The 11,971-nt window shown below is 69.1% G+C and carries 9 protein-coding genes and 1 pseudogene; 8 read left to right on the top strand and 2 right to left on the bottom strand.

Translation table 11 applies throughout. The features are described from left to right. Together ACFE64_RS13215 and rsmD are read left to right on the top strand one after the other, a co-directional pair. Positions 1-893 (top strand): pseudouridine synthase (locus tag ACFE64_RS13215; RefSeq protein WP_375392928.1); only part of this gene is annotated, 893 nt, incomplete at its 5' end. Beyond that, the gene (gene rsmD, locus ACFE64_RS13210; RefSeq protein WP_375392927.1) at positions 890-1,429 is read left to right on the top strand and encodes a 16S rRNA (guanine(966)-N(2))-methyltransferase RsmD; all 540 of its coding nucleotides are present in this window, start codon (positions 890-892) and stop codon (positions 1,427-1,429) included. The genes ACFE64_RS13215 and rsmD, both read left to right, overlap by 4 nt. A gap of 184 nt (positions 1,430-1,613) precedes the next feature. On the opposite strand, the gene ACFE64_RS13205 is transcribed toward rsmD, so the two are convergent. Further along, positions 1,614-3,248 carry an inorganic phosphate transporter gene (locus tag ACFE64_RS13205; RefSeq protein ID WP_375392926.1) on the bottom strand — a complete coding sequence of 545 codons (1,635 nt, stop codon included), beginning with the start codon at positions 3,246-3,248 and terminating at the stop codon, positions 1,614-1,616. Positions 3,249-3,427: 179 nt separating this feature from the next. Continuing rightward, on the bottom strand, positions 3,428-4,387 hold the full coding sequence (locus tag ACFE64_RS13200; protein ID WP_375392925.1) for a phosphatase PAP2 family protein: 960 nt from the start codon (positions 4,385-4,387) through the stop codon (positions 3,428-3,430). Positions 4,388-4,489: 102 nt separating this feature from the next. Between ACFE64_RS13200 and ACFE64_RS13195 the strand changes: the two genes are divergently transcribed. The 6 genes and pseudogenes from ACFE64_RS13195 to ACFE64_RS13170 form a co-directional block, all read left to right on the top strand. Beyond that, positions 4,490-6,811, top strand: a complete 2,322-nt coding sequence (locus ACFE64_RS13195) for an ATP-dependent helicase (protein ID WP_375392924.1) — start codon at positions 4,490-4,492, stop codon at positions 6,809-6,811. Between the two features lie 127 nt (positions 6,812-6,938). Beyond that, complete coding sequence (locus ACFE64_RS13190; RefSeq protein WP_375392923.1) at positions 6,939-7,721, top strand: hypothetical protein; 783 nt, start codon at positions 6,939-6,941, stop codon at positions 7,719-7,721. 310 nt (positions 7,722-8,031) lie between these two features. Continuing rightward, a complete protein-coding gene (locus ACFE64_RS13185) occupies positions 8,032-8,568 on the top strand; it encodes a glycine zipper 2TM domain-containing protein (protein ID WP_375392922.1) in 537 nt (178 codons plus the stop codon). 360 nt (positions 8,569-8,928) lie between these two features. Continuing rightward, the gene (gene rplJ, locus ACFE64_RS13180) at positions 8,929-9,444 is read left to right on the top strand and encodes a 50S ribosomal protein L10 (RefSeq protein ID WP_375392921.1); all 516 of its coding nucleotides are present in this window, start codon (positions 8,929-8,931) and stop codon (positions 9,442-9,444) included. 50 nt (positions 9,445-9,494) lie between these two features. Beyond that, on the top strand, positions 9,495-9,875 hold the full coding sequence (gene rplL, locus ACFE64_RS13175) for a 50S ribosomal protein L7/L12 (RefSeq protein ID WP_375392920.1): 381 nt from the start codon (positions 9,495-9,497) through the stop codon (positions 9,873-9,875). A 451-nt stretch (positions 9,876-10,326) separates the two neighbouring features. Beyond that, a pseudogene (locus ACFE64_RS13170) lies at positions 10,327-11,971 on the top strand (DNA-directed RNA polymerase subunit beta); the annotation flags it as partial.

Here is an 11,971-nt window from a genome sequence, read left to right as displayed (position 1 = left end):
ATCACAAGCCGGTCGGCCTGCTCGTCACCGAGCGCGACCCGCGCGGCCGCCCGACCATCTACGATCGCCTGCCATCCGAGCTGCCCCGGGTCGTTCCCGTCGGCCGGCTCGATCTCAATACGGAGGGCCTGCTGCTGCTCACCACCGATGGTGGTCTCAAGCGTCAGCTGGAGCTGCCCGCCACCGGCGTCGCGCGCACCTACCGGGCCCGCGCCTACGGCCAGGTCAGCCAGGCCCAGCTGGAGGCACTGATCGAAGGCGTGGAGGTGGAGGGCGTCCGCTACGGCGCGATCGACGCCAATCTGGAGCGGCGCACCGGCGCCAACGTCTGGATCGAGCTGACGCTGACGGAGGGCAAGAACCGCGAAGTCCGCCGGGTGCTGGAGTATCTGGGGCTCAGGGTCGGCCGGCTGATCCGCACGCGCTACGGCCCGTTCGTGCTCGGCGATCTGCCGCCGGGGGAGGTGGGCGAGGCGCGCGCGGCGGACCTGGAGGAGTTCCGGCGGACGCTCAAGAGCGGAAAAACGTCCGGGCCGGAGCGCGTCGTCTCAGCACGCATGCCATCGGCCGCGGTTCAACCTGCCCTCCCGCGAGCGGGAGGGGCCGGGGGTGGGCGGCCGGCTAGGCACCGATCGCCCGAACCAAAGCGCGAGCCTGCTCCTTCACCCCAGGTCCGAGCCAACAAGGCCCCGCATCGGATCGACGCTGCCGCTGGCAGAGCCGATCCGAAATCCGCGCGCGGGATAGCCAGCCGTGCAGCTTCGCCGGCCGCGGAGGCACGAGGCAGCGACCGGCCCGACACCCCGCCCCGCCCGCCCAGGCCGGAGCGCAAGCCGGGCTGGGCGCGGGCGAAGCCGAAGGCCGGTCCCCGCCGCCCCAAGCCCCGCGCATGAGGGTGATCGCCGGACGGCTGCGCGGCCGCCCCCTGATCGCCCCCAAGGGCCTGGCCACCCGCCCCACCGCCGACCGCACGCGCGAGGCGCTGTTCTCGATGCTGACGAGTCGGCTGGGCAGCTTCGAAGGGCTGACGGTCGCGGACCTGTTCGCGGGCTCCGGCGCGCTCGGTATCGAGGCGCTATCGCGCGGGGCGGCGTCGTGCCTGTTCGTCGAGCAGGACGGCGCCGCGCTCGACGCGCTGCGCGCCAACCTCGCGCGCCTGGCGCTCGCGGCCGAGGTCCGGCCGGCGTCCGTGCTCGCGCTCGGCCCCGCGCCGCAGCCAATCGACCTCATCCTGTTGGACCCGCCCTACGGCACCGGCGCCGGCGTGGTGGCGCTCGAGCGCCTCGCCCGCCTCGGCTGGACCGGGCCCGCCACCTGGATCAGCATCGAAACCGCGCGCGACGAGCCCGTGGTGGTGAAGGGCTTCGCCGTCGACGCCGATCGCATCCACGGCAAGGCCAGGCTGACGCTCCTGCAAGCGGCCGCCTGAGCCTCCACGTCGAACAACGGCAATTCTGCGCCGCGCCGATCGTCAGACGCGACTCCCGGAGGCGGCGACCAGCAGCGACGTTCGCGGCATCCACCGCGAGCTGACGGAACGCCGTCTGATCTGGCCGAGGCGGCCGATGGCCGGCAGGCGCACCACCCGATGCTGCGGATCGTCGTCTGACGCGTTACAGACCTGCGGCGCGCGTGAGCGTGAGCAACAGCCAGTAGAGCATGCCCGACAGCGCCATCGCGGCGGGCAGCGTCATCACCCAGGCGAGTGCCAGGTTTCGCACGGTGCGCCCTTGCAGTCCGGCGCCGTTCGCCACCGACGCGCCCGCCACCCCCGATGACAGGATGTGCGTGGTGGAGACCGGCAGGGCGAAGCGGTCCGCCAGCAGGATCGTCACCGCCGCGACTATCTCGGCCGCCGCGCCCATGCCATAGGTCAGGTGCTGCTTGCCGATCTTCTCGCCGACCGTGACGACGATGCGCCGCCAGCCGATCATCGTCCCGAGCCCGAGCGCCAGCGCCACCGCCACCTTGACCCAGGTCGGGATGTAGCGCGTGCCCTGCTCCAGCTGCGTCTGATAGCCGCCGAGCGTCTTCAGCTCGCCCTCGCTGAAGCCCGCGGGCTTGGCCTTGGCGATCCGTTGCGTCGTGTCGAGCACCAGGTACATGTCGTTGCGCAGGTTGGGCGTCGCCGCCGCCGGCACGTTGCGGATCGCGCCATAGCCGCGGATGCGCTGCGTCACGTCGCGGCTCACCGCCGCCGCCGCACCGTACACCGCCGGTGAGGTCACCTGCTTGGTCCGCAACGCCTCCGTCAACACGCCCCGCGCGGACGCGACGTCCTCGCCGGCACGGCCGTGGGACGCCAGCACGCCCGCCGCGGCGTCGGCGCTCGCCACATAAGCGGGTGTCGCGCTTTCCGGCATGGTGCGGTTGAGGGCGTAGGCGGTGGGGGCGACGCCGATCAGGATCAGCATGATGAGGCCCATGCCCTTCTGCCCGTCATTGCTGCCGTGCGCGTAGGAGACGCCGGTGCAGGTGAGGATCAGGAGCGCGCGGATCCCGGCCGGGGGCGGCGCGCCCTCTTCCGGCTCCCGGTAGAGCTTCGGATTGCGGACCAGCGCCTTCATCACCAGCAGCAACAGCATCGCCGCGCCGAAGCCGAGCAGCGGGGCCATCCACAGGCCGTTCAGCACCTTGATCGCCTGCCCCCATTCCACCCCCGACGTGCCACCCGGGGCGGGCGCCAGCAGCTGGTTGGCGAGCCCGACCCCCAGGATGGAGCCGATCAGCGCATGGCTCGATGAATTGGGCAACCCGACGAACCAGGTTGCGAGGTTCCAGATCACCGCCGCCAGCAGCAGCGCGAAGATCATCGCATAGCCGCCGGCGCTGCCGACGTGGAGGATGAGATCGACCGGCAGCAGCGTGATGATCGAATAGGCGACCGCGCCCGACGACGTGAGCACGCCGATGAAGTTCCACACCCCCGACCACACCACCGCCACATGCGCCGGCAGGGCATTGGTGTAGATGACCGTCGCGACCGCGTTGGCGGTGTCGTGGAAACCGTTCACGAACTCGAAGCCGAGCGCGATCAGCAGCGCCAGCCCCAGGAACAGGAAAGCGCCGATCGCGATATTCTCGCCGACATGCTGCGTGTCGGTGAAGATGCTGATCCCGGCATAGCCGAGCCCCAGCACCGCGGCAGCAAAAAACAGCCAGCGCCCCGCAGGGTGCATCGTCTGGTCGAGCACGGCGCTGTGAGCGCGCGGGCGCGTCCCGATCATCGTCGGGGCGAGAGTAGCCATGGAATGTCCTTGCCCGGCCTGCGTGACACTTATGTTACAGTCCCGTGACAGCCCCTTGGTATCGGAAAAGAAGATCGTCTGCCGCGGCTTCAGCTGCAAGAGCCGGCGAGCAGGTCCGCCGCATGCGTCAGCGCCGCCTCGACGGGATCGTCCAGCCGTCGCGCCGGCCCGGCGCCTCGCTACAGCGTCGCGTAGCGCCCCTGCTCGGGCGCCGCGCCACGTCGCTCGCGCAGACCGGCGTGGAGCCCGCGCACCAGCGCCAGCGCAACGCCGGCCACGCCCGCGCCGGCGATCATGTCGACCAGATAATGGGTCCCCTCGACCGGTGTCGCCAGCAGCATCGCCGCGTTGACGGCCAGCACCGGCCAGCGCAGCCGCCGCTCCGGCCACGCGGCGGCGATGAACAGCACGCCCGCCGCCGTATGATAGCTCGGGATCGACACCAGCCCGCGCAGCGCGCCGACATCGACGACATGGAGGTGATGCTCGCGCAAGGGCGGGATCAGCAGCGGCTGCCACAACCCGCTGACCGGCATGTACGGAGCCGGGCCGTGCCATAGATAGGCGAACGGGCCGACCGCCGGCAGGAAGGCGAATAGCGTCAGCGTGATCGCCGCCGCGATCGCGAGCGACGCGAGCAGGGCGCGCGCGCGATCCTGTCGCCCGGTCCAGGCGAAAAAGGCGAGGATCGCGGCCGGCGTCCAGTAGATGGCGTCATAGGCGACGCGCCCGCCAAGCTGCAGCCACCGGTGCGCGGCGACGACCCGATACCAGGCGACCCAGTCGAACCCCAGCGCGGCATCGGCGCGCGCCAGGGTCGGATCGATGAAGCCATGCGACACGGCGGCGTCCGGATAGCTCGCCAGCGCACCGACGATCGCGATCAGCGTCGCCAGCGCCAGATATTCCGCCAGGTCGCGCAGCACGCGGTGATGCGGCTGCGTGCGCTTGCGGAAGCCGACGCACAGCCCCGTCGCGACTCCGCCGCAGGCGTAGAAGGGCCACAGGCTGGGCGCGGCCGGATCGACCTGCAGGCCGGCGACATGCATCAGCACCGCCACCGCGGCGACGCTCGCCGCCGCCCCGCCGATCATCCATTTGCCCGGCAGGACCGGGCCATTGGCTCCAACATGTCGCATGAACGGCCTATGTAGCGCAAAAGCTGACGCCTGCATTAAGCATTTGTGACAAGCACGTCGCGATTGCCCTCAGCGCCCGCGTTCCCTACCTGTTCATCCGCCGTGACCGACACTCGAAGCCAAGCGGGGCAGCTCGCCGATCCGCCCTATCTGCGCGGCCTCAATCCGCCGCAACGCGAGGCCGTGCTGACGACCGAAGGCCCGGTGCTGATGCTCGCGGGCGCGGGCACGGGCAAGACCGCCGCGCTCACCGCCCGCCTTGCGCATCTGCTCTACACCCGCAAGGCGTGGCCGTCCGAGATCCTCGCCGTCACCTTCACCAACCGGGCGGCGCGCGAGATGAAGGAGCGCGTCGGCCGGCTGGTCGGTGAGGCGGTGGAGGGGATGCCCTGGCTCGGCACCTTCCACGCGATCGGCGCGAAGATGCTGCGCCGCCATGCCGAGCTGGTCGGGCTGCAAGCGAACTTCACCATCCTCGACACCGACGACCAGCTGCGCCTCCTGAAGCAGCTCATCGTCGCTGCCGACCTGGACGAGAAGCGGTTCCCCGCCCGCAGCCTCGCCGGCCTGATCGACGAGTGGAAGAACAAGGGGCTCGTGCCCGCCGACATCGACGCGGGCGAGAGCGAGCGCTACGCCAATGGCCGCGGCGGCGAGCTCTACCAGCGCTACCAGGACCGGCTGCGCGGCGTGAACGCGTGCGACTTCGGCGATCTCCTGCTCCACGTGCTGACCGTGCTCAAGACGCACCGCGACGTGCTGGAGCAGTATCAGCAGCGCTTCCGCTACATCATGGTGGACGAGTATCAGGACACCAACGCCGTCCAGTATCTCTGGCTGCGGCTGCTCGCCCAGCAGCGCAAGAACATCGCCTGCGTCGGCGACGACGATCAGTCGATCTACAGCTGGCGCGGCGCGCAGGTGGAGAACATCCTGAAGTTCGAAAAGGATTTTCCGGGCGCCAAGGTCATCCGCCTCGAACAGAATTACCGCAGCACGCCGCACATCCTCGGCGCCGCCTCCGGTGTCATCGCCAACAATGGCGGCCGGCTCGGCAAGACGCTGTGGACCGAGCTCGACGCCGGCGACAAGGTCCGCGTGCTCGGCGTATGGGACGGGCCGGAAGAGGCGCGCAGCGTCGGCGACGAGATCGAGGCGGCGCAACGCGCCGGCAAGAGCCTGGACGAGGTTGCCATCCTCGTCCGCGCACAGCACCAGACGCGCGAGTTCGAGGACCGCTTCATCGCCATCGGCATGCCCTATCGCATCGTCGGCGGCGCGCGCTTCTACGAGCGGATGGAGATCAGGGACGCGATCGCCTATTTGCGCATCGTCAACCAGCCCGCCGACGATCTCGCCTTCGAGCGCATCGTCAACACGCCCAAGCGCGGGCTGGGCGACAAGGCGATGGCGAAGCTCCACCAGCTCGCGAGGCACCAGCGCCTGTCGCTCACGCTCGCCGCCGCGCGCATCCTGGACACCGACGAGCTGACATCGCAGGCGCGCCGCGCGCTCGGCAACCTGATCGGCGACATCGCCCGCTGGCGTGACCGCGCGCGCGACCTGCCGCACCCCGAGCTCGCCCGCCAGCTGCTCGACGAGAGCGGCTACACCACGATGTGGCAGGCCGAGAAGTCCGCCGAGGCCGCCGGCCGGCTGGAGAACCTGTCCGAGCTGGTCCGCGCGATGGAGGAGTATGAATCGCTCGGCGCCTTCCTGGAGCATGTGTCGCTGGTGATGGAGCGCGAGGACGGCGTCCGCACCCCCGAGGTGACGATCATGACCATCCATGCCGCCAAGGGGCTGGAGTTCGACACCGTGTTCCTCGCCGGCTGGGAGGAGGGCCTGTTCCCCTCGCAGCGCGCGCTCGACGAGGGCGGCCTGCGCAGTCTGGAGGAGGAACGCCGCCTCGCCTATGTCGCGATCACCCGCGCGCGCCGCCGGGCCGTGATCCTCCACGCCGCCAATCGCCGCATCTACGGCCAGTGGACGTCGAGCATCCCGTCGCGCTTCGTCGGCGAGCTGCCCGCCGAGCATATCGAGGCGGAGACGACGATGAGCGGCGGCGAATCGCTCTGGCGCGCCAATTGGAGCGAGCGCGCCGATCCCTTCGCCGATGTCGCCCGCGGCACGGGACGCGGCCCCGGCTGGCAGCGCGCCGCGGGCACGCTCGACGCGGCGAAACCCGGGGGCGACTGGACCGCCCGCACGTTCACCACCGCGCCGGCCCGCGTGGTGGAGAGCCGCGGCCCCTCCGTCAGCCTGGGGAACAAGGGCCGCAGCGACCTGGCGGTTGGCCAGCGCGTCTTCCACCAGAAGTTCGGCCACGGCGCGATCGCCGAGATCGAGGGCAACAAGCTGGAGATCGACTTCGACGCGGCGGGACGCAAGCGGGTGATGGACAGCTTCGTGACGGCGGGGTGAGGCCCTCTCAGGCGGCTCGCGCATCATCGATCTTCATTGCGTGCGGCGTGGGGTCCGCCGCCTGGCGGTCCAGGCATGGCCGTGACGACGAAACATGCCCTTGCTACGGGGCCGCGAAGGGGGTGGCATGTTCGAGATTCGCAAGATCAAACCGGTCCATGGCTGGCGCGAGTTCGCCGGCGAAGTCGGGATCATCGTGGTCGGCGTGCTGATCGCGCTGACGGCGGAGCAGCTGACCGAGACATGGCACTGGCGCCATGAAGCGGGAGAAGCGCGGGCCTCGCTGGGATCGGAGCTCGCCGATACGTCCGCGCTCGTCCAGGAGCGGGAGCTTTACGCCCGATGCATCGCCCGGCGGATCCGCGACATCTCGGCCCTGCTCGATGAGGCCTCCACGACGGGCAGGCTGCCGCCGATCGGATCGATCGGGCAGCCCAGCGTCCGGTCCTACGAGCTGCCGACATGGACGGCGCTGACGGCGTCGGGCGTCGCGTCGCGGCTGCCGCGCGAGGAGGTGCTGATCTATGGTCAGCTGGCCAATGGCGGGAAGGAGATGACCGATCTCAATCGGGCGGAGATGGTCAACTGGGCCGATGTCTTCTCGATCGTCGGCCCCGGCCGTCCGATCGGGCTGGACGAGGTCGGCCAGCTCAGGCGCTCCCTCGGGGAGATCGGTTATCGCGCCAAGCTGATCCGCCTGTGGGGCAACGCCATTCGCGAGCAGATCAGGGAGTCCCGCGTTCCGCTCGATCAAGCCAGACTCGCGGAAGCTCGCAGCGACTGGCCGCACACGATCGCAAGGGTTCGCAGCGTCTCGATCTGTCAACCGATCGCGCGGGCGCCGGTCGGCTACGGGCAGGCCCCCTTCGACCGATATTCGCTGGAAGGCCCGGTGGCGCAGGACAGATGATCAGGCGTTGGCGCTGAAGAACCACTGGACCAGCCAGCGACGTTACGCCGCACCCCGCTTGACCGCATCCAGTCCTTCCCCGTCATACCGGCCCTATACCGGCCCTCACGCCAAGGTTCGCCCGTCAACCGGAAACGCTGTTCGGCGGCAGGTGCGGGCACGAGACCGGCATGACGGAACTGCTTCGGTGCTGCACGACCTTTGAGACCTTCCCACGGCACCCCCCGTTCAGGAACGATACGGGGCCGCAACCGTAGTGGCGGTTCGCCCGGATCCGATCCGGGCCTGTAACGAAGAGGAACCCGTTTCCATGCTCACCCGTGTCATCACCGCGGTCGTCGCCGCTGCCACGCTCGCCGGCGCCGCCGCGCCCGTGCTCGCCCAGTCGTCGGCCGACGACGCGCGCTTCCGCGCTGCGCAGGAGCGCTTCGACCGCGAGTATCAGGTCTTCCGGCAAGAGGCCGACCGCTATCAGCAATCACGCAGCCGCTACGGCTACAACAATGCGGCACCGCCGCCGCCCGCCTATCGTCAGAGCAACGGCTACTACCAGGACGATGACCGCTACGACCCGAATTACGATCCGTCGCGCTATTACCGCCCCGGCCGCACCGAGACCGTGCTGGCGACCGACGATCGCATCTATGCCGGCAATGACGGGCGTTATTATTGCAAGCGTTCGGATGGCACGACGGGCCTGATCGTCGGGGGTGCCGCCGGGGGCATCCTCGGCAACGTCATCGACGGCGGCCATTCGCGCACGGTCGGCACGCTGCTCGGCGCGGCCGTCGGCGCCGTCGCGGGCAAGGCGATCGACCAGAACAACAGCGAGGTGCGGTGCCGCTAACGGGTGGCGCGGAATAGCGGCGTTGTTCCGGACCTCGCCAGCAGAGCCGGCCCCGGCCGGCTCCGTCTGGCGGCTGACGGACGACATTGACCTCGCGCCCCGCCCCCGCTAGGGGCCCCGACCGTCCGGCCTCGGCCGGGTATACCGTCCTAGACAGCAGGCGCCGGGCTTCCCGGCTTAATCTCCTGCCGAGACGGGGAACAGGATTTCACGCCGGTTGCGCCTGAGTGCGTCCGGACGGCCGCCCGTTGAAACGGGCAGCACTCCCCTTCCCCATCGCTGGACAGTCCGGCTCGCGTCTCGGCGCGGGTCGGCTGATGCAACCGGGCGCGTTTCGGCGCGCCCAACGTGGAGAATGGCATGGATCGTGCTCAAAAGGCCGCGGCCGTCGCCGAGCTCAAGCAGACCTTTTCCGAGGTCGGCGTCGTCGTCGTCACCCGCAACAACGGGTTGACGGTGGCGCAGTCGACGCAGCTTCGGAACCGGATGCGGGACGCCGGCGCGACCTACAAGGTCTCGAAGAACAAGCTCGCCAGGATCGCGCTCGACGGCACCGACTATCTGTCGCTCGGCGACCTGCTGACGGGGCCGGTGGGTCTCGCCACCTCGGTCGATCCGGTCGCCGCCGCCAAGGTGGTGGTCGAGTTCGCCCGTACCAACGACAAGCTCGAGATCGTCGGCGGCGCGATGGGCGCCACGGCGCTTGACGTCGGCGGGGTGCAGGCGCTGGCGACGTTGCCGTCGCTGGACGAGCTGCGCGCCCGGATCGTCGGCCTCATCGTGGCACCGGCGACCAAGATCGCGCGCGTCACCGCCGAGCCCGCGGCGATGCTCGCCCGGCTGGCCAAGGCCTATGCGGAGAAGGAGGCGGCGTGAGCCCGCCCCCACCCTCTTTTCACCTCAATCGAACCTGAAGGAACATCATCATGGCAGACCTGAATGCGCTGGTTGACCAGCTGAGCGAGCTCACCGTCCTGGAAGCGTCCGAGCTCTCCAATCTGCTCGAAGAGAAGTGGGGCGTCTCGGCCGCCGCCGCCGTTGCCGCCGCACCTGCCGGCGGCGCCGGCGGCCCCGCCGCTCCCGCCGTCGAGGAGAAGACCGAGTTCGACGTCATCCTGACCGGCGACGGCGGCAAGAAGATCAACGTCATCAAGGAGGTCCGCGCGATCACCCAGCTCGGGCTGACCGAGGCCAAGACGCTGGTCGAGAGCGCGCCCAAGGCCGTCAAGGAGGGCGTGTCGAAGGACGAGGCCGCCAAGATCAAGGCCCAGCTCGAGGCCGCCGGCGCGACGGTGGAGGTCAAGTAAGCCCGAACGGGAAAGACGGATCAGCCGAGGCTGATCCGCATCCCCGTCGGGTCGGCCGGCCCCGGCGAAAGCCGGGGTTCGACGTTACGGGATTTACTCCCGTGACGGCCTCCCGGAACCAGAAAGGGCGGTCCCGCACTCCGGGGCCGCCCTTTTCTACTCCACCACGCCCCATGCGCCCTCGCCGCGACCGTTGCCGCGACGGCTGATCCGGCCGGCACCCTCTGTTGGGACCGTGCCCTGTCGGCGGCGTTGACGATCCAACAGCCTCCCCCTATATCACCATCCATCCACGGACTTCGGGACATGGAACGCCATTGCGCAGCGTTCCGGACGAATGGGAGGCCGACCGGATACAGGACGCTGGAGAGCCGACGCAGCCTTGCGATCGGCTTTTTTGCGTAATCTGCCGCGCCCGGCATTCCGACTAGTTTTCGAGGCGAGCAATCCCATGGCGACCAAGGCGATCGACGCGGCTACGGCCCGGCGCGAGACCACCACGCGCAAGCGGCGCATCCGCAAGGTGTTCGGCAACATCCACGAAGTCGTGCAGATGCCGAACCTGATCGAGGTGCAGCGCGAGAGCTACGAGCAGTTCCTCCGCTCCGACAAGACGACCGGGCACGTCTCGGGCCTGGAGAAGACGCTCCGCAGCGTCTTCCCGATCCAGGATTTCGCCGGCACCGCGTATCTCGACTTTGACGACTATGTTCTCGAGCCACCCAAGTTCGACGTCGAGGAGTGCCGCCAGCGCGGCATCACCTATGCCGCGCCGATGCGCGTGACGTTGCGGCTGACCGCGTTCGAGGTGGATCCGGATACGGAGGCCAAGTCGGTCATCGATATCAAGGAGCAGGACGTCTACATGGGCGACATGCCGCTCATGACCGAGAACGGCACCTTCTTCATCAACGGCACCGAGCGCGTCATTGTCTCGCAGATGCATCGTTCGCCGGGCGTGCTGTTCAGCCATGACGGCGGCAAGACGCACGCGTCGGGCAAATATCTCTTCGTCGCGCGCGTGATCCCCTATCGCGGATCGTGGCTCGATTTCGAGTTCGACGCCAAGGATGTCGTCAACGTCCGCATCGACCGCAAGCGCAAGCTGCCGGCGACGGCGCTGCTTTACGCGCTCGGCATGACCGGCGAGGACATCCTCAACTATTTCTATGACCGCCTGACGTTCGTGCGCGGCGACGGGGGCTGGAAGGTCCCCTATCAGCCCGAGAATTATCGCGGCGCGACGCCGCGGTTCGAGCTGGTCAACGCCATGACCGGCGAGGTCGTGTTTCCCGCCAACGTCAAGATCACGCCCCGCGCCGCCAACAAGGCGGCCAAGGACGGGCTGACCGAGCTGCTGATCCCGACCGAGGAGATCTTCGGGCGCTTCTCCGCCTATGACCTCATCGACGAGAAGACCGGCGAGATCTATGTCGAGGCGGGCGAGGAAATCCGTGAGCTGACCGACGCCGAGCGCAAGGAAGGCAAGTTCTCCATCCTGGAGAAGCTGGACCGCGCCGGGATCGACCGCATCGAAGTGCTCGACATCGACTATGTCACCACCGGTCCGTGGATGCTCAACACGCTGCGCGCCGACAAGGCGGAGGAGCGCGAGCAGGCGCTGTCCGACATCTATCGCGTGATGCGCCCCGGCGAACCGCCGACGCTGGAGACGGCCGAGGCGCTGTTCGCCGGCCTGTTCTTCGATCCCGACCGCTACGACCTGTCGGCGGTCGGCCGCGTCAAGCTCAACATGCGTCTCGGTCAGGAGACCGAGGACACGCTGACGACGCTGCGCACCGAGGACATCCTGTCGATTGTCAAGATGCTGGTCGGGCTGAAGGACGGCCGGGGCGAGGTCGATGACATCGACAATCTCGGCAACCGCCGGGTCCGCTCGGTCGGCGAGCTGCTCGAGAACCAGTACCGCGTCGGCCTGCTCCGCATGGAGCGCGCGGTGAAGGAGCGCATGAGCTCGGTCGACGTGTCGACGGTGATGCCCAACGACCTCATCAACGCCAAGCCCGCGGTGGCGGCGGTACGCGAGTTCTTCGGCTCGTCGCAGCTCTCGCAGTTCATGGACCAGACCAACCCGC

The organism is uncultured Sphingomonas sp. (assembly GCF_964250165.1).
Classification (GTDB): Bacteria; Pseudomonadota; Alphaproteobacteria; order Sphingomonadales; family Sphingomonadaceae; genus Sphingomonas.
This window is presented reverse-complemented; position numbering and strand designations above follow the sequence as displayed.